This window comes from Glutamicibacter sp. NPDC087673, from assembly GCF_044743255.1.
Taxonomy (GTDB): Bacteria; Actinomycetota; Actinomycetes; order Actinomycetales; family Micrococcaceae; genus Glutamicibacter.
Map to the genome: position 1 here is coordinate 62,926 of NZ_JBIUWB010000008.1, position 18,129 is coordinate 81,054.

Below are 18,129 nucleotides of genomic sequence, written 5' to 3' on the forward strand. Positions count from 1 at the left end.
TCTTTCTGGGCATTCTTCGTGCCCAGCTGGTCTGGACTACTTTGATCCCGGGAGTGAATTTGTCGGTTATCAGCGAGCTGCGCATGCAGCCAATGAATCATCGCGTACTCTCCTGGAACCCCGGTCTGACCGCTCGACTGGTGATCACCGTGTCCGTCAGCTTCCTGCTGCTGGTCGGAGCCAACCTGGCCACCCCGCTGTATCCGGCACTCCAATCCGAATTGCACCTTGGCGCCATGGGAACCACCGTGGCCTTTGCCAGCTACGTCTGTTCGCTGATGCTCTTCCTTTCCACTGTGGGGCATTGGTCGGATCATATCGGACGCCGTGCGGCGCTGGTGATCGCGGTCGTTGTTTCCTTCGCTGGAACCCTGGTCTTCGGATCGGCCGGCAACCTTCTGGAACTGTGCCTTGGCCGTGGCTTGCAGGGCGCCGGTGTCGCGCTGGCTACCGGTGCTAGCGCCGCGGCCCTGCGTGAACTTCTTCCTGCGCGGCCTGAGTGGGCTTCGCGATTCACCCTCTTGGCCTCATCGGGCGGTGTCGCCTTCGGACCGGTCTTGGGCGGGCTGCTGGCTCATCTGCCCGGCGGGCGCACTACCGTGTTCATGGTGCAGGCGTTCTTGCTGCTGCTGGTCCTGGTCCCGTTGAGCACACTGCAGGCCCGTCCGGCCATTGCGCTGGCTGAGCGCGGCCAGCGAAGCAAGGCACTGGCCCCACGCCGCTTGGGCGTCCCCAGCTCGGCCCGGGCACCGTTCTGGCTCGCTGCCCTCGTCGGCTTCTTGAGCTTCGCCATCTTCGGCTTCGTGCTGTCCTTGGCACCTGGGTACTTCGCCCAAGCCTTTGGCCTGGATTCGGTGCTGGTCATTGGCCTGATTGCCGGCCTGCCCTTGGGCATATCCGCCCTGTCGCAGCTGGTCGTGCGCGGCGGCAAGGCCTTGCTGCCTATCGGTCTGGGATTGATGGCGGCCTCCACCGTAGTGCTGGCCGTGGCTGCCGAGCATCGCCAGCTGCCATGGGCCATCGCGGCATTGGTATTCGTGGGCCTGGGCCAGGGCATGGCCTTCCGCACTGCCTTCGCTCAAGCGGTGGACGCGGTCAACGACAAGCAGCACGCCCAAACCGTGTCCACCATATACCTGGTGACCTACCTGGGCAGTGCTGTTCCAGTCATCGCGCTGGGCTGGGCCGTCGGGGTCTTCGGGCAGCAGCAGAGCATCCTGGTCTTCTCCATCGGCTGCGCCGTGGTGGCGGCAGTGCTAGCCGTCTGGGCGCTGGCAGGACTGCGCAAAGCACGCTAGAACCGGGCGTACTGTGGAGGCATGACTAGTCCCCTTCCAGGGCCTGCTAGCCGCGGCGCACAGTGGGCCGTGGCTGCACGCATCTACATTTCTGCACTGTGGCTCGGCCTCATCATCGGCATTTCATTCATCGAGGCACCACTGAAATTCACCGCACCCGGAATCACCATTCCCCTGGGTCTGGGCATTGGACGCCGCGTCTTCTTCGCCATGAACATGGTCGAGATCATCTTCTTCATTGCCCTGGTGGCCGGGTCGGCCAAGCGCGCTGCCGGCAAGGCCTGGGGCTGGGGCGTAGGGCTGGTCGGCCTATTGCTGCTGATTAAAACCGCAGCGATCCGCCCGGGTCTGTCTGCGCGTACCGATGCGGTGCTTGCAGGAGTCTCCGATGGCGGATCGCTATGGCATTACGCCTATATTGGCGTGGAATTCTGCTTGACCCTCGCTTTGGTTGCGCTGCTGCTGATGGCAGCCAAGCGCTGGATCAGAATTACCGGGCGCTAGCCAGCTGGCAGGCCTCGGCGGTAATCATCACCGAGTCGAGTCGAGCGTGCTCCTCGGTGGGGTAATGGATGGTGATCAGTTCATCTGCCTGCGCTGCCGAAGCGAAGTGGCGCAGGTATTCGGCAACCTGTTCTCCGGTGCCCACCGCGGTGTAGCGCATCATGTCCAGGATCTGCTGCGCCTGCGGAGTATCCATGAGCATATCGATCTCAGCTTCGGTGAATTCCTTCTTCGCGGAACGGCCGATGAAGCTTGACACGCGATGGCGCTTGGCAACGTCCAGCAGTTCATGCGCTCGTTCAGCCGTTTCCGCAGCCAGCACGCCTACGCCGGCAATGACATACGGCTCAGCCAGTTGCTCTGAGGGGGTGAACTCCTCGCGGTAGATGCGGATCGCTTCATGCAGCGCAGCCGGTGCGAAATGCGAGGCGAAGGAATACGGCAGTCCCAGCTGGGCGGCGAGCTTGGCACCGAAGAGCGATGAGCCCAGTATGTACAGCGGAACGTTGGTTCCTGCTCCCGGGGTCGCCTGAACGGTAGGAACCTTGGATTCGCCGGCGAGATAGGCCTGCAGCTCCAGCACATCGTGCGGGAAGGAATCGGCGGCCGACGGGTCGCGGCGCAAGGCACGCAGGGTGGTCATGTCGGTACCCGGTGCACGGCCCAAGCCCAAATCGATGCGGTCGCCGTAGATTTCGGCCAACGTGCCGAACTGCTCGGCGATCACCAGAGGGGAGTGGTTCGGAAGCATGATGCCGCCCGAGCCGAGGCGAATCTTCTCGGTGTGGTGGGCTATGTGGCTGATCAGCAACGAGGTCGCGCTGGAAGCAATGGTGGGCATATTGTGGTGTTCCGCGTACCAGACGCGTTCATACCCATGGCGTTCTGCAGTTTGCGCCAAGCGGACGGAGGACTTGAAAGAGTCGGAAATAGTTGTTCCGGGTTCAACCGGAGCAAGATCCAGAATAGATAGCTTCACACTGGGTACAACCGGTGGCGTACGGGAAGTATTCCAGTAATTTCGGCCTCAAACGCAAGGAACGGCTATCCGCAGTGCGGATAGCCGTTCCTTGGCTAAGTCTGGCGTTAGCGCCAAAGACCTTCTTTAGAGAGCGCGAATGTCTGCAGCCTGCAGACCCTTTGGACCCTCAACAACTTCGAACTCCACCTTCTGGCCCTCGTCCAGGGTGCGGAAACCCTGGGTCTGGATTGCAGAGAAGTGTGCAAAGACGTCTGGATCGCCGCTGTCTGGAGCGATGAAGCCGAAGCCCTTTTCAGCGTTGAACCACTTGACGATTCCGGTTGCCATTTTCTTATTTGGTCCTTTCAGACGTTTCTCGCCGGTTTAGTTGGCGAGCTTGGTTGTAATCTGCGCATCCTCCGAATTCCAGGATGGAGAACGGATAATGCGAAGCAGCCAAGTCATTCACTTCACGTCTAGAAGGGGGCTCGCGTCAACCGAGGTGGTACGACATTCACAAACTTCTAACGGGTACTTCGCGAATTACTTTGGAACTACATTGCCTAGCCTACGTGTTTGGTGACGACAAATGAATAACTTTGAACCAATTAATCAGAAATTTGGTTAAGCGGTGAGCCGAGTTCACCGAAATGCCGGTTTGATGACGCGGAATACGACCACGGCAGCGATCAGGGACAACGCCGCGGCTATGCCGGATGTCAGCAGGACTCCGTGGTCGAAGGCCATGGCTGCGGAGCCCAGCAGAGCTTGCGCATCGGCGGCGCTCAAATCGGCGGCGACCTGGTGCGCTCCGCCCAAGGTCTCGCCGGCAGTTTGCAGCTGGGCATCGGTCAGCGAGCTGGGCGCGAGCAACCGCGAGGTGTAGACCGTATTCAGGATGGTACCGAGCACTGCAATGCCCAGTACCGAGCCCACTTCGTAGGCGGTTTCCGAGATCGCCGATGCCGCGCCGGCCTTGGAAGCGGGTACTGCGGAGAGCACCATGTCATTGGACAAGGTCTCGGTCATGCCGATTCCCGTACCGAGGACAGCAAACGCGGTCATGAGCAGGAAGGAATTGGATCCCTCCCCGGCCAGGATCACCAGCAGGTAGGCGACCGCGGAGAGGATCAGGCCGATGGCCATGATGTTCGGCGTGCCGAAACGGCGCGAGAGCGCCACCGAGAGCAATCCGAAGCCCATGGTCAGCACCAGGCCCGGGGTCATCCACAGTCCCGCCACCAGCGGGGAGAACCCTGCAATGAGCTGCAGATGCTGGGAGACGAAGTAGATGAAGCCCACCAGCGAGAAGATGCCGATCAGGTTGACCATCAACGCGCCAGAGAACAGTGCGTTGCTGAACAAGCGGACATCGAGCATCGGCTGTTCGGCCTTGAGCTGCCGGCGTACGAAAGCCGCACCGCAGACAATGGCCAGGACGATGGCCGCGGCCGAGAAGTACCACGGGGCAGTTACCGCAGTCTTGATGGCGTAGACAAAAGGCAGGAGGGTGAAGACCACCAGCAGGATCGAGAACGGATCCACGCGGCCCGGGTTCGGGTCCTTGGATTCGGGAACAAGGATCATGCCGCCGATCAGCAGGGGCAGGAGCATTGGCACGGCCATCAGGAAGACCGAGCCCCACCAGAAGTGCTCGAGCAGCACGCCGCCGACAATGGGGCCAAGCACAGCACCGCCGGAGAAGGCCGCCGCCCACACCGCAATGGCGGTCCGGCGTTCGGTATCATCCGGGAAGATATTGCGGATCAAGGACAACGTGGCCGGCATGAGCATTGCGCCGAAGACGCCAAGCAGGGCACGGGCGGCCACCAGCTGGGTGGCATCCGTGGCGAAAGCGGCGAGGGCGGAAACCAGCGCGAAGCCGGTCGCGCCGATCAGCAGCAGCTTGCGCCGGCCGATGCGGTCACCCAGTGAACCCATGGGGACCAGCAGCCCGGCCAGGATCAGCGGGTAGATGTCGATAATCCACAGCAGCTGGTTCCCCGAGGGGGACAGGGCTCCGGTGATTGCCGGGACCGCGAAGGAAAGCACGGTGTTGTCGACGGAAATGAGCAGGACAGGGAACAGCAGGACCACCAGTGCCGCCCAACGGCGCGGCTTGCTGAGCACTGTAACGCGTTCGGAGATATTCGAGGTCATGACGTTCGCCCTTGGATAGGTAGTGGAATGCGCGGGGATTTGCCCGCAATTGTTAACTGTACCGTCTAGACGGTATAGTTACAATTGTTGGTAAAGTCAGATCGATCACGAACTACACCTTGGAACGGAGAACTATGGCTCGCCCACCTGCTGCCCGCGGCAAAGTGCTTGACGCCTATATCGCGCTCTTGTGCGAAGAGGGGGAGCGGGCAGCCACGCTGGATGCCACGGCCGCACGCGCCGGAGTCTCCAAGGGCGGGCTGCTCTACCACTTCGCCTCCAAGGATGCGCTGGCGGACGCGGTCATCGAGGCCGCGGAGGAACATGTTGCCCGTGATGTCGAGGGGATGCGCACCTCAGCGGAAGGGGCGTCCGTTTATTACGTGCGCACCAGCGCGGAAGTCGATACCGAATTGGATCGGCACCTGGTGGCCCTGCAACGCCTGGCCCAGGCCGGGGTCAAAGCCGCGACGGAAAAAATCGAGAGCACCAATGAGCGCTGGTACCGGTGCATCCTGGATGAAGTCGGCAGCAAGGACATCGCGCATTTGGTGATGCTTGCCGGCGAGGGGCTCTACGCGAACCTGGCACTGCCAGGGACTTGGTACGAGCGCAATTTTGATGGCGAGCTCAATCGCTTACTAGAGTTGGTCTCGAGAATAAAAAAGTTGGGAAACCTCAACGAATAGCGAGCAGGTAGAAATCAATGAAGAACAAGAGCGTTGCTTCTCCAATCAGAGGACGAGTTGGAGCGTTGCTTGGCATCCTGCTGCTGGCACTGTCCCTGCGCGCCGCAGTGGTGTCAGTATCCCCATTGCTCTCCCGCATTGAAGCGGATATCGCGTTCACCGAGTTCACCACCGGCCTGCTGGCAATGCTCGCGCCCATTGCTTTCGCAGTCTTCGGACTGCTCACTCCGCGGCTGATCAAGGCTTTCGGCCTGGAAAAAACCCTGATGATCTCGCTGGGCCTAGCTGTCATCGGCCAGGTAGCGCGGATCTTCATGCCCGAGGTCTATTCCTTCCTCGCCCTGTCCATCATCACCTTGGCTGGCTACGGCATGGGCAATGTGGTGCTGCCGCCGTTGGTCAAGAAGTACTTCCCTGACCGTATCGGCATGGTCACCAGCGGCTATGTCACGATGCTGGCCATCGGCACCTGGATGGCCCCTCAGTTCTCTGTTCCACTGGCCAATCTCAGCGACTGGAAGATCTCCATTGGTTCCTGGGCCGCCCTGTCGGGCATCGTGCTGGTGCCATGGCTGGTGCAGCTGCTTGCCGACCGCGGGACACAGCGCCCGGATAATCCCGTCCACGCCAGCGGGCATCCGCAACCTATCGCCAAGATCAACCCCTGGAAGTCCAAAGTGGCTTGGGGCCTGGCAATTTTCCTGGCCGGCAACTCGGCGCAGACCTACGTCTACTTCACCTGGCTTCCGCCCTACCTGCAGAACCGCGGCCTCGACGAAATGGCAGCTGGCAACATGCTGGCGCTCTTCGCGATCCTCGGCCTGCCGGTCAGCCTGCTGGTTCCGCTCTGGGTGCCTCGGCTGAAGCACCCGATCATTGCAGTCCTGGTCTTCACCTCGTGCTGGATTGCCGGGCACCTTGGCATCTACCTGTCGCCAACGCAGAACACTGCGTTGTGGATCTGCCTGGCCGGCCTCGGGCAGGGCACCTTCGCGATTGCGCTGCTGATGATGAACCTGCGCTCGCGCACAACCTACGGTTCAGGCGTGCTTTCGGGCTTCGCCCAGGGCCTTGGCTATGCCGGTGCCGCGGTGGTTCCCATGCTCTTCGGCGTGGTGCAGAAAGCCACCGATTCATGGTGTGCGGCCTTCTCGATGCTCGGCGGCTGCGTCATCGTGATGCTGGTCGGCGCGATCATCATCAACCCGCCGCGCACCATCGAAGATGATTCTCCAGGCACCGAGGACCTGGGCAAGCTCGAGCGCATCGACTAGAAGTGGCGCTGCGGACCCTCGCTGGACGGTGGCGTGGGGCGGGAGCGATGCCAATGGCCCGCGGCCAACGGGACCGACCAGCCGAAGCGGATGGAAGCCACGCGGATGGCAAAAGCCAAGGCGGCAATGCCGGCGCCCACCGGAACGTTCATCAGCCCCAGATGCCAGGCCACGGCGGTGAGCGCGGCACCCACCATGGCGGCCAACGCGTAGATATCGCGCGGGTTGAACAAATCAGGGGTGACGTTGGAAATGACATCGCGCATCAAGCCGCCGCCTACGCTGGTGATGACACCAAGCAGGACCGCGGTGACCGGATTGAAGTCGTGTTCCAGGGCCTTGAGCGTACCGGTGACGCAGAACAGGCCCAGGCCTGCCGCGTCGAATAGCTGGACCAGGCGGTGCAGCTTCTGCACCGCGGGGGTAAACGCGTAGACGCACAGCGCCGCGAGCACCGGAGGCACAAAGTAGACCGGATGCGCGAAAGTCGCCGGGGACTGATTGAGAATCAAATCCCGCACCACTCCGCCGCCCAGACCGCAGACCCCGCCGAGGAAGGCCGAACCGAGCAGATCGAAGCCACGGCGCGCGGCCATCAATGAACCCGCGACGGCGAAGAAGAAAATGCCAATGAGCTCGATCAGGATGTACATTCCGGGCCTTTTGCAGGTCAATCAGTGGGTCAAGGCTCAATTATTGCTCACCGGCGATCTCAGCCAAGAATCTTGGCGAGCTTGACCAAGGTGTTGTGGTTACGGGTCGTCACAATGCGTTGCTTTGCCTGTGCGGCCATGAGCTTCCCGATGGGATTCGCGGTGCTTTCGCCCTTGCGGACAATCCACGCTACGGCACGGCCCTGGACCAGGTAGGCTCCTGGCTCAGCGAGTCCCTGGATAGCGGCGCCCACCGCTTGGGCATCCTCAGCCGATTCGCAGAGCGTGAAGTAGCGATGGTGTTCGCTGGCCGGATCAGGCAAGGGCAGCGGGAAGGGCTGGGACAGCTGCTGGATTTCCGCGACGGTGCAGACAAGCGTGGGAATCGGCCGCTGGTAGTGCCCGGCCAGAACCGCATTGCAGTGCTCCTGGACTTCCAACGGATCAGAACTGGATGCGCTGAGCACCGCATTGCCGCTGGCCAAAAGGGTTTTCACGTCGGTGAAACCAGCAGCGAGAAGCAGCTGGGCCAGGTCCTTCATCAGGACCTTGACCCCACCGACATTCACCCCGCGCAGGAATACGGCGTATCTAGTCATGGATCAATCCAAGCGCATCGGATTGATGCTTGTCGAGGGTCGTTATGAGTCATAAAGATCGCTAGGATCAAGAATATGCCTACGCACTTACCCTTTGGATCATGGCCATCATCGATTTCCGCGCATGACGTCGCTGCCGGAACCAAGCCGCTGGGCGGAGCCTGCTTCTTCTCGGACAAGCTCATTGTCCAGGAAGGCCGTCCTGCCGAAGGCGGGCGCATCACGCTGATGGAGTACGGCACCGACGGCACTGCCGGTGCAGAGCTCATCCAGGCACCATTCAACGTGCGCTCCCGGGTCCACGAATACGGTGGCTCCAGCTGGATGCTCATCGAGGGCGGCACCTCGGCAATTGTTTTTGCGAACTTCGCTGACCAGCGGGTTTACCGGCAAACCGTAGGGGCGCACGATGCCGCGGCCCTGACCCCCGCCAGCGGAATCGACGCAGACCCGCAGCTGCGCTTCGCCGAATTCACCCCTGGTCCAGAAGGCAGCATCCTGGCCATCATGGAAGACCTGCGGGCAGAACCAGTACGCCACATCGTGCAAATTCCCCTGGACGGCAGCGCAGCCGAGGACCCGGGCAAGATCCGCATCCTCAGCGCCCCAGCGCGATTCGTTGCAGCGCCACGGCAGAACCCCGCGGGAACCCGGCTGTCCTGGATCAGCTGGGAACATCCGAATATGCCGTGGGACTCCACCGAGCTGCACCTGGCTGACTTCACCGAAGAAGGCGTACTGGAGGACACCGTCATTGCCGGTGGAGCAGAAGTCTCGGTCATGCAGCCGGAATGGCTCGATGATGACCAGTTGGCTTTCATCTCCGATGCCAGTGGCTGGTGGAACCCCTACCTCTACCAGGACAGCTCGGCACGCATCACCCGGCTGGTTGACCGTGCCGCAGAATTCGCCGGCCCCCTCTGGCAGGTGGGCACGCGATGGTACCTGGCAGAAAGCGCCCGCACCCTGCTGTGCTCCTACGGCACCGGCACCACCAAGCTGGCACGCTTGCACGCGGACACCGGGGGATTGGAAGACCTCGCGCTGCCATTCACCGGCATCCGCCCGTTCGCGCTGCGTGACGGGTGGCTGCTCGCCGGCACGTCCTCGATGACCCAGGGCGAAGAAATTACCTTGATCAACCTCGACACCTTGGAACACCACCCGGTGACCCGTGCGATTGCGCAGCTGCCGGATCCAGCGGTGCTTCCGGAGGTTGAAGAGTTCGAGTGCAAGAACCTCGCCGGCCAGTCCGTCCACGCGTTGCTCTACCGGCCTTCCCAGGAAGGCTACGCAGGGATGGAGGGCGAACTGCCGCCCTTCGTCACCTTCGTGCACGGAGGCCCGACCAGCCAGGCTTCCCCGACGCTCAGTGCCACGGTTGCCTATTACACCTCGCGCGGGATCGGGGTAGTCGACGTGAACTACGGCGGCTCCACCGGCTATGGCCGCGAGTACCGCAACCGCCTGCGCGGGGCCTGGGGCGTAGTCGATGTTGCCGATACCGTCGCGGTGGTCAACGCGCTGGTAGCGCAGGGCATTGCCGACCCCGCACGCATCGGCATCGAAGGCGGCAGCGCCGGCGGGTGGACCGTGCTGTGCGCGCTGACCTTCTCCAATGCCTTCACCGCGGGCATCAGCCGCTACGGTGTTTCGGATCTGGTGGGCCTGGTGCAGGACACCCACGACTTCGAATCGCAGTACATGTTCACGTTGGTCGGACCGTACCCGGAAGCTGCCGATCTGTACGAGAAGCGCGCGCCAATCAATCACGTGGCGAAGATTTCCTGCCCCGTATTGCTGTTGCAGGGGGATGAAGACAAGGTGGTGCCGCCGGCGCAGTCCCAGATCGTGGCGGACGCGCTGGCCGAACGCGGCATTGCCCATGCCTACATTCTCTTCGAAGGAGAACAGCACGGGTTCAGGAAGTCGGAGAACATCATCAAGGCGTTGGAAAGCTCATTGGCCTTCTACGCGCAGATCTTCGAATTCCAGTCGGACGTTCCGGCGATCGTGCTGTCCTAGGACAGATCAGGACCTGGATCCGGGGCCTGCCAGGAATCCCGCAAGCGATCCATTTCGCGGCGGTCCTTCTTGGTGGGCCGGCCGGCGCCGCGTTCGCGGATCGGTACCTGGGGAATGACCAGGCGTTCGCGCGGCGGGGTGTGGTCGATGTAGCATTTTGCGGCAACTGGCGCGCCGACGCGCTTGGAGATCAGCCCGCTGACTTCCAGCTCGCGGTCGAAACCGTCTTTGCGCACACGGATGCGATCACCGGAGACAACGGTTTGCGAAGCCTTCACCGGATCGCCGTTCAAGCGAACATGTCCGGCACGGCAAGCAGTGGTCGCGGACGAACGGGTCTTGTAGATGCGTACTGACCACAGCCACGCATCGAGACGTACTTTGCCGCTTCTTGGAATTTCGACCATGGGAAAATTCTAGATCAGCAGATGGCTAGTGCCGCTGAAGCTGCTAAACCGTAGCCTCGTCGCAAATCCCGATCAGGCGCTGCTGCAGCGCTTCGGGTGCTTGGTCTCCTGAATTGGCGAGCTCCTGGAGCACATCGACCAAGTCTTGCGGCAGGCCACCGCCCTGGACCGACTTCACAATGGACGAGAGGACACGAAGTTCGCTAGCGTCAAGGGTGCCGTCCTGTACCGGTGCGCAGGCCTGGCGCACGATTTCCTTGGACGCTGCATCGGTCAGCTGGTTAGCCGCGTCGGCCGCGGTGTCTTCAACAAATGCGCATCCGGAGCTCAATAGAGCCATACACGAAATCGCAACGAGCGCTGTTGCCTTTCGAACTTTCTCAATCCCCATAACAATAAATCATAGCCATGGAGATTGAGTTTCTGCTGAATGCCAACCGAGTCGATCATCTGAAGATCGGATGGCATGATGCACAATGGATCGGTGACTAGCGAGCAGAAGAACACCGCAAATGACAGCGCAACGGGGCAGCAAATCATTGCCCAACTGGCCCGGGAACTCTCCGAGGAATCCGCGGTAGCCCCCTGGCAGGTCAAGGCAGCGATCGAGCTCCTGGACTCCGGATCCACCGTCCCCTTTATTGCCCGTTACCGCAAAGAGGTTACCGGCATGCTCAGCGACAGCCAGCTGCGCCTGCTCGAAGAACGGTTGCGCTACCTGCGTGAATTGGAAGACCGCCGCGCAGCTGTACTGGAAGCCATCGCCGAAGCCGGCAAGCTGACCGACCAGCTTGCCGAAGCGATTCGCGCCGCTAGCACCAAGGCGGAACTCGAAGACCTGTACTTGCCATTCAAATCCAAGCGCCGCACCAAGGCCCAGATTGCCCGCGAGGCTGGCCTGGAACCCTTGGCCGATCTGCTGCTCGCGGACCCAATGACGGATCCGGTGCAGGCAGCTGCCGACTACCTGAACCCGGATGCAGGATTTGCCACCGACGCAGATGCGCTTTCCGGCGCGCGTTCCATCGTGACCGAGCGCGTATCCCAGGATGTCGTTCTCGCCGGTGAACTGCGCGAACGCCTGTGGAACACCGGCAAGATCGGTGCCAGCGTCGCCTCGGGCGCCACCGCAGAGGGCCAGGGAAAGTACTCCGATTACCTGGACTATGTGGCACCACTTGATCGCTTGCCATCGCACCGGGTCCTGGCCCTGCTGCGCGGTGAACGCGAAGGCGTGCTGAATCTGCAGCTCGCTGAAGCTGATCCACGCGACGAGCGTGCCTTGGACGAAGCACGCAGCGCCTACGAGAACGCTATCGCCTCCTCCCTGGGGCTGAACGTTCCCACCGGTGCGCCGGCTGCCAAATGGATTGCGCAGACTGTGCGTTTGGCGTGGAAAGCCCGCCTGCTGACCCGCTTTGAATCAGACCTGCGCTCGCGCTTGTTCGAGGCCGCTGAAGACGAATCGGTGAAGATTTTCGCGGCGAACCTGCGCGATGTGCTGCTGGCGGCGCCGGCCGGGAACAAGGCCGTGCTGGGCTTGGACCCGGGCCTGCGCACCGGTGTGAAGGTTGCAGTGGTGGACCTGACCGGCCAATCGGTGGAAACGGCAACGATCTATCCCCATGCGCCAGCCAATAAATGGAATGAATCGATCGCGGTACTGGCCAAGCTAGCCCAGAAGCACGGCACCACGCTGATTGCGGTAGGCAATGGCACAGCGGGGCGCGAAACAGACCGACTAGCTGCCGAGGTCATCAAGGTGCTTGGCGGCGAGGGCGTCAGCAAGGTCATCGTCTCGGAAGCCGGCGCTTCGGTCTACTCGGCCTCCGAGCTGGCAAGCCAGGAATTGCCGGATATGGATGTGTCGCTGCGCGGCGCGGTATCGATCGCCCGCCGCTTGCAGGACCCGCTGGCCGAGCTGGTGAAGATCGATCCGAAGTCCATCGGCGTGGGCCAATACCAGCACGATGTCACTGCCTCGAAGCTGGACCGCGCGCTGGATGCGGTGGTCGAGGACTGCGTGAATGCCGTAGGCGTCGATGTGAATACCGCATCCCCTGCCTTGCTGGCCCGGGTAGCCGGCGTGGGGCCGCTGTTGAGCCGCAACATCGTGGATCACCGTAACGCCAACGGCCCTTTCGCCACCCGCAAGGATCTGCTGAAGGTACCGCGTCTGGGAGCCAAGGCCTTTGAACAGTGCGCGGGCTTCTTGCGCATTACCGGCGGCAAGGAGAAACTCGATGCTTCCTCGGTGCACCCCGAAGCTTATGTTCTGGCCAAGACCCTGCAGAGCAGCGCGGAGGCGCAGGGCCGCCGGCTTGAAGAGCTGAACCCGCAGGACTTCGCCACGGACCAGTTTGGCGAGCCAACCATTCGTGACGTGATTGCCGAGTTGCGCCGTCCTGCCCGCGACCCCCGTGGCGAATTCGTGACGGCCACGCTCAAGGAAGGCGTTGAGACCATCAAGGACGTCAAGCCGGGGATGATCATGGAAGGCACCGTCTCCAACGTTGCCGCCTTCGGTGCGTTCGTGGACCTGGGCGTCCACCAGGACGGCCTGATCCACGTCTCGGCCATGAGCAGCAAGTTCATTTCGGACCCTCGCGAAGTGGTCAGTTCCGGCCAGATTGTCAAGGTCAAGGTGCTGGAAGTGGATACCGTGCGCAAGCGCATTTCGCTGACTCTGCGACTGGATGACGAACTGCCTGCTGCTGGCGCGGAGGCCAGGAACTCCGGACCAGGCGAACGCAAGGGACCGGGAGCTGGCCGTTCGGCGCGCTCGGGCCAGAACCGCACTGGGCAGAACCGCAAGGCCCAGCCCGCGCAGGGCAAACCGGCTGCACCGGGCAACACCGCGATGGCCGAGGCGCTGCGCAGAGCAGGACTGGGCAAGTAGGTTACCATCGTATCGGCATGCCTAAGTTAGGTTAGTATCGGCTACATTAACTCGATCCCAACTTGGGATGATTCCCTAATTCAGGTTTGACTAAGTGAGTCCGAACTTCGGTGACAAGATGGCAAAACAGGTTTAGTCTGATGACATGGAACTTACAGGAAAACTGGCAGAAGCCTTCAGCACCCAGGTAACTCTCGAACTAACCGCAGCAACGGTTTACCGTCAGCTGGCAGTTGAAATGGACGTATTGAGCCTTCCCGGCATTGCTGGCTGGTTCCGCGCCCAGGCCGGCGAGGAAATCGTGCATGCGGAAAAGTTCATGACCCACATGACCGACCGCTCGGCCCACCCGAAGATTGGCGAGCAGCCTGCCCCGACTGTGAACGTGAACAGCGTTGCAGATGCCTTCGCAGCTTCCTTGGCCCACGAGCAGAAGGTCTCCGGAGCGATTCGCGAGCTTTACCGTTTGGCGCAGACCGAGGGCGACATCGACTCCCTGCCGCTGCTGCACTGGTTCATCGATGAGCAGGTTGAAGAGGAAGCCACCGTTGGTGAAATCCTGGACCGCGTCCGGATGATCGGCAGCGATGGAAGCGGCCTGCTGCGACTGGATGCAGAGCTCGGCTCGCGTTCTTCCGCATCCTAAGAGGCGGCGAAGCACGCATCTTCTAAAAATGGAATAAACTTAGGGAAGCAACCGGTGGTTGCTTCCCTAAGTTTTTTCATTTGAGGTGGTTGTGAACCAGGTGGGCTATCCACATCAGTCGGCTCGGACCTCGTCCATTGCCAATACCCACCGGACGACTGCCTCGCTCAAGCTGCGCAAGGGCGCCGGCCGCCACTACGTAGTGCAGAGCCATTTGGAGCAAGGCACAGAGCTGGTATTGATTGAGGTCAACGGCTCGTGGGCGCATGTTCTTGTGCATCGTATCTACGGTTGGCTGCCGAATATCTATCTCGAAGCGATTCCTGCGGTCTTTGACGAGCCGGCAGTTGCCGAAGACGATGATGAGCTGGCCGAGCCAGTTCTTTCACGCTATTCGTTGATCGAAGCCACCCATGCCACGACGGCAACGCTGAATCTGCGCAAGGGCAGCGGCACCGGGTATCCGGTGCTCAAGGTCATTGACCAGGGGGCCAAGGTCCGCTCGATGCTCCAGCAGGGACTGTGGTCCCAGGTGCAGTGCGGCAAATTGCTGGGCTGGGTACCCAGCATGTACTTGCAGGAGATCCCCTCCCGTCCAGCCAAGGGCGGGCTGATCGCCGTCCCCAACCAGCGGGCACTGACCACCATCGGACTGAACGCGAGACGCGGTCCTGGCGACCATTACTCGCTAGTGCGGATTCTTCCGGCCGACACGGCCGTGGTCATCGTCGCGCGCCAGGGCGCGTGGCGGCAGATTGACCGTGACGGCGAAGAAATGTGGATCCCTGCCAGCCAGCTTCGTACGGTGTACTGACCAGATTCGATTCTGTTTCAGGCGATCTGCAGATCCGCAGACGAAACCAATCCGGATTCTGTAGCCACTACTGCCAGCTGCACACGATTGGTGACGCCCAGTTCCTCCATGATGCGCGCCAAGTGGAGCTTCACCGAGCCCTCGGAAATATGCGCGATACGGGCGATCTGCGAATTGGTGAGCCCGGTCGCTACCAGGCGCACCAGGCTGCGATCGCGTTCGCTGAGCTTGCGCACGACGGATTGCTGGCCTGAGCGGCGCACGATTTTCGCGGTCGATTCCCAACCGTCCGACGGCTGGGCAAAAAGTTGGTAGCCTGCAGCGAGCATGCGCAATGCGCTGGGCAGTTCCGAGCTGATGGAGCTTTTCGAGATCAGTCCCGAGCTGCCAGCATCGTAGGCCTTGGAGATATCGTCCCGCTGGTATCGGGCAGCCAACACCACGATCTTGGTATTCGGTGCACTCTCGGAGATGTCCCGAATCGAGCAATACAGATCCGTCCCATTCAGCGACGATTCCAGGATGACGAGGTCCGGCTCCAACTCGGTTGCAGCTTGAACGGCCTCGGACATGCAATCCGAAACATGCTCGATCACCATGTCGCTGGCCTCGGCTAAGACTCCAGCAATCCCGGCCCGTGAGAAATGGTCACTATCAGCCAGATGAATGCGGATGTGCGACATACAAGAATCCTCCATCACTACGAACTGGTGTTGTCCTGGCCAATCCTTCCTAACCCGTTCTGCGGTGGGGAAAGCTAGCAGGTGATTCACAGTCTATGGCCAACTAGTCAAATCGCTTGGCTTGACAGATAGCATTGCGAGGTTGTTGTCATATTGTTACATCACTGTTTGGGTAAATTTTCAGGTCAGTGGTTGTAAGTGCATTATTTTCTCCAATGGCAGGAAGTTAAATTACTGCCCAGTATTACCTGCTGGCCATCGATTCTGACCGTATGGCCAAGAAATTTGACCTGAGTATGCAAAGAAATGGCTGAAAGAAACCTGTGAGCCGAGGTTCATCAACCGTAGAGTCAAACATGGAGATCGTGCACCCGTGCGTTCTTCGCGCTCGGCACCGGATAACGGTGGTCACCAGTCTTAGTATCCGGTGGCCGTTAGCTGAAGCACTTGAGAAGGTCACAATCATCGGAAGGTAACGGGACAGATTACTGTGATGAATCAAAAAACCCCCGCACTAAGTCGAAAGAAGGGGGCGGGCACTGTCGCCCTGGGCACGACTGCAGCAGTTGTGTTCGGCTCACTGCTCTGCGCTCCTCCAGCAATTGCAGACACGGTGGAGACGGACGCAGTCTCTGCCGCGCACGGTCATGGCATCTTCGTTGAAGGCTTGGGCCTCGATGTAGTCGGAAGCGCCAAGGCGGACTCCGAATTCCCAGATAATGTCGGCTCAAACGGCAACGACCTTGATGTTGCGGTGCTCGATGCGCTCAACCTCAACTTGGGTTCGTTGAGCCTCCCCCTTATTAAGGGATCCGAAGCTGAAGCCGGATTACTTCACTTGGGTAACCTCGGGGCGTTGTCCAGTTACGCAATTTCGGAGTCCGAAACTACTTCCACCGCTTCGGCCGGCATCCTCGGTGAGAATGGCGCACTGAACGTTGACGCCGATCCAGGTAACGGTACTGACCCGTCCAAGATCAACTTGACTGATCTGCTGTCGCAGGTTCTGACGCAAGAACTCGTGAATACGGTGTTGGATGAAGCATCGATCACTATCGGTGCACTTGGCTCGTCGGCTTCCGAAGACGCTGGCGTCGTCACTTCCGAATACGCAGTTGCCGATCTTCAAGCCGATATCAGCAGCCCTCTCGTAGGCGGACTGGCTACGGAAGTTAATACTGCTCTTGAGACGTTGATCGAACCTGTTTCTGGTTTGCTTGCAACTGGCGGCGCGGTCGAGACTTTGGTTTCCGGACTGGTTGATACCCTCGATGCAATTCCCCTGGTTAACGGTACTCTGAACGACCTTTCGCTTGACACCGAGCCTCTGCTCACGAGCGTTCGCACTGAGCTCTTGGCTACCCCGCTGGAAAATTCCGACGGCAGCGTATCGGTCAACCTGACCGATGGAACCATTCATGTTGATCTTGCTCAGCTGATTATGGATTCGACTGGTGCTACGGATCTGAACTCGTTGCCTGCCAACACCTCAGTGTTGTCCGGCGATGTCGTCACTTCAATCGTGGATGGCGTTTCTGATGCATTGATTGGTGCCGGACCAAACTCGCTCGTCAGCAAGACGGTTGCTTTGGTAACTGAGGGACTCTACAGCCTAGAGCTCAATGTTGACATTCAAGTAGCCGTTGATTCGGGCCTTCCACTGGTACCGCCACTGGTGAATGCACCGGTGACCATTAATGGCACTCTCGGTGGGTTCCTAGGCCAGGAAGGTCACACACAGCCTGTTGTGGACGCTTCGAACCTCACCGTAGCAGGACTTAACTTGGGTGCTGCTCTACAGCCAATCCTTGACGGTCTTAACGGTTTGGTTACCAGCATTGGTGGCGCACTGGAGCCGGTAACTGACGAAGTGATCGCTCAGGTCGGTCCGACGCTTACCACCACGCTTGGCTCGGTAATTAGCCCACTGTTGGATGATGCACTGGCTCCGGTGCTGTCTCAGCTAGTAGGTATTACCATCAATGAACAGCCAACCGAGGGCGATCTGGGCGCAGACAGCTTCACTGTTCGCGCACTGGCGCTCGATGTGTTGCCTGGTACTGCAAACCTCGGCGTTGACCTCGGTTCTTCGACCATTAAGGCACTGGACGAGGCTCCTGTTGCCGCGGCGGTCGATATCCTGACGCCGGCTGAGGGCCAGGAAGTTCCTGCTGGTGACGTGGTCGTGACCGGTACCGGTGAACCTGGTGCTGATGTAACCGTAGCCATTCCGGGGCAGCCTGATCAACTGACCACTGTTCTCGAGGACGGTACTTGGAGTGTTACGTTCCCTAACGTCCCAGGCGGTGACCACACAGCTACCGCAACGGACGAAAACGCGTCAACCGATGTCGTGAACTTCGTGGTTGTTGAGAACACTGACGTGAATACTGCGGATAACACTGCGGAGAACACGGATGTGAACACTGCGGAGAACACGGATGTGAACACTGCGGAGAACACGGATGTGAACACTGCGGAGAACACGGATGTGAACACTGCGGAGAACACGGATGT

Annotated in this window: 17 protein-coding genes; 9 read left to right on the top strand and 8 right to left on the bottom strand. The window is 60.5% G+C overall.

Annotated elements, in window-relative coordinates; genetic code table 11:
* The first annotated feature begins 53 nt into the window (after window positions 1-53).
* Together ACIOTL_RS16755 and ACIOTL_RS16760 are read left to right on the top strand one after the other, a co-directional pair.
* Complete coding sequence (locus tag ACIOTL_RS16755) at window positions 54-1,298, top strand: MFS transporter (protein ID WP_286134382.1); 1,245 nt, start codon at window positions 54-56, stop codon at window positions 1,296-1,298.
* A gap of 21 nt (window positions 1,299-1,319) precedes the next feature.
* A complete protein-coding gene (locus ACIOTL_RS16760) occupies window positions 1,320-1,802 on the top strand; it encodes a hypothetical protein (RefSeq protein WP_400343817.1) in 483 nt (160 codons plus the stop codon).
* Here ACIOTL_RS16760 and ACIOTL_RS16765 read toward each other — a convergent pair.
* The 3 genes from ACIOTL_RS16765 to ACIOTL_RS16775 form a co-directional block, all read right to left on the bottom strand.
* Window positions 1,789-2,781: an LLM class flavin-dependent oxidoreductase gene (locus tag ACIOTL_RS16765; RefSeq protein ID WP_400343820.1), complete on the bottom strand. Its 993-nt coding sequence runs from the start codon at window positions 2,779-2,781 to the stop codon at window positions 1,789-1,791. The two genes, ACIOTL_RS16760 and ACIOTL_RS16765, sit on opposite strands and share 14 nt — an antisense overlap.
* Window positions 2,782-2,907: 126 nt before the next feature.
* Complete coding sequence (locus tag ACIOTL_RS16770; protein ID WP_013349999.1) at window positions 2,908-3,111, bottom strand: cold-shock protein; 204 nt, start codon at window positions 3,109-3,111, stop codon at window positions 2,908-2,910.
* 294 nt (window positions 3,112-3,405) lie between these two features.
* A complete protein-coding gene (locus ACIOTL_RS16775; RefSeq protein ID WP_332487976.1) occupies window positions 3,406-4,923 on the bottom strand; it encodes an MFS transporter in 1,518 nt (505 codons plus the stop codon).
* Between the two features lie 134 nt (window positions 4,924-5,057).
* Here ACIOTL_RS16775 and ACIOTL_RS16780 point away from each other — a divergent pair, with 134 nt between their 5' ends.
* Together ACIOTL_RS16780 and ACIOTL_RS16785 are read left to right on the top strand one after the other, a co-directional pair.
* Window positions 5,058-5,612 carry a TetR/AcrR family transcriptional regulator gene (locus tag ACIOTL_RS16780; protein ID WP_105658857.1) on the top strand — a complete coding sequence of 185 codons (555 nt, stop codon included), beginning with the start codon at window positions 5,058-5,060 and terminating at the stop codon, window positions 5,610-5,612.
* A gap of 17 nt (window positions 5,613-5,629) precedes the next feature.
* Window positions 5,630-6,886: a CynX/NimT family MFS transporter gene (locus ACIOTL_RS16785; protein WP_400343823.1), complete on the top strand. Its 1,257-nt coding sequence runs from the start codon at window positions 5,630-5,632 to the stop codon at window positions 6,884-6,886.
* Here the strand turns inward: ACIOTL_RS16785 and ACIOTL_RS16790 are convergent.
* Both ACIOTL_RS16790 and ACIOTL_RS16795 read right to left on the bottom strand, forming a co-directional pair.
* Window positions 6,883-7,539 carry a trimeric intracellular cation channel family protein gene (locus tag ACIOTL_RS16790; protein ID WP_105658855.1) on the bottom strand — a complete coding sequence of 219 codons (657 nt, stop codon included), beginning with the start codon at window positions 7,537-7,539 and terminating at the stop codon, window positions 6,883-6,885. The two genes, ACIOTL_RS16785 and ACIOTL_RS16790, sit on opposite strands and share 4 nt — an antisense overlap.
* Window positions 7,540-7,598: 59 nt before the next feature.
* Window positions 7,599-8,138 (bottom strand): DUF1697 domain-containing protein, encoded by a 540-nt coding sequence (locus ACIOTL_RS16795; protein WP_332487973.1) that lies wholly within the window; start codon window positions 8,136-8,138, stop codon window positions 7,599-7,601.
* Between the two features lie 75 nt (window positions 8,139-8,213).
* On the opposite strand from ACIOTL_RS16795, the gene ACIOTL_RS16800 reads away from it, so the two are divergent.
* Window positions 8,214-10,163, top strand: a complete 1,950-nt coding sequence (locus ACIOTL_RS16800; protein WP_332594913.1) for a prolyl oligopeptidase family serine peptidase — start codon at window positions 8,214-8,216, stop codon at window positions 10,161-10,163.
* Here ACIOTL_RS16800 and ACIOTL_RS16805 read toward each other — a convergent pair.
* Window positions 10,160-10,570 (bottom strand): RNA-binding S4 domain-containing protein, encoded by a 411-nt coding sequence (locus tag ACIOTL_RS16805; RefSeq protein WP_133834871.1) that lies wholly within the window; start codon window positions 10,568-10,570, stop codon window positions 10,160-10,162. The genes ACIOTL_RS16800 and ACIOTL_RS16805 overlap by 4 nt on opposite strands.
* A gap of 43 nt (window positions 10,571-10,613) precedes the next feature.
* The gene (locus ACIOTL_RS16810) at window positions 10,614-10,910 is read right to left on the bottom strand and encodes a hypothetical protein (RefSeq protein WP_400343826.1); all 297 of its coding nucleotides are present in this window, start codon (window positions 10,908-10,910) and stop codon (window positions 10,614-10,616) included.
* Between the two features lie 129 nt (window positions 10,911-11,039).
* Between ACIOTL_RS16810 and ACIOTL_RS16815 the strand changes: the two genes are divergently transcribed.
* The 3 genes from ACIOTL_RS16815 to ACIOTL_RS16825 all read left to right on the top strand — a co-directional run bounded on the left by ACIOTL_RS16815 (window position 11,040) and on the right by ACIOTL_RS16825 (window position 14,929).
* The gene (locus ACIOTL_RS16815; protein ID WP_400343835.1) at window positions 11,040-13,469 is read left to right on the top strand and encodes a Tex family protein; all 2,430 of its coding nucleotides are present in this window, start codon (window positions 11,040-11,042) and stop codon (window positions 13,467-13,469) included.
* Window positions 13,470-13,614: 145 nt separating this feature from the next.
* On the top strand, window positions 13,615-14,115 hold the full coding sequence (locus tag ACIOTL_RS16820; protein WP_332487963.1) for a ferritin: 501 nt from the start codon (window positions 13,615-13,617) through the stop codon (window positions 14,113-14,115).
* A gap of 100 nt (window positions 14,116-14,215) precedes the next feature.
* Window positions 14,216-14,929: an SH3 domain-containing protein gene (locus ACIOTL_RS16825; RefSeq protein WP_332487961.1), complete on the top strand. Its 714-nt coding sequence runs from the start codon at window positions 14,216-14,218 to the stop codon at window positions 14,927-14,929.
* A gap of 17 nt (window positions 14,930-14,946) precedes the next feature.
* Here the strand turns inward: ACIOTL_RS16825 and ACIOTL_RS16830 are convergent, their stop codons facing one another.
* Window positions 14,947-15,612 (bottom strand): response regulator transcription factor, encoded by a 666-nt coding sequence (locus ACIOTL_RS16830; RefSeq protein ID WP_332594911.1) that lies wholly within the window; start codon window positions 15,610-15,612, stop codon window positions 14,947-14,949.
* Window positions 15,613-16,105: 493 nt separating this feature from the next.
* On the opposite strand from ACIOTL_RS16830, the gene ACIOTL_RS16835 reads away from it, so the two are divergent.
* The coding region (locus tag ACIOTL_RS16835) for a choice-of-anchor G family protein (RefSeq protein WP_400343831.1) at window positions 16,106-18,129 on the top strand (2,024 nt) is incomplete at its 3' end.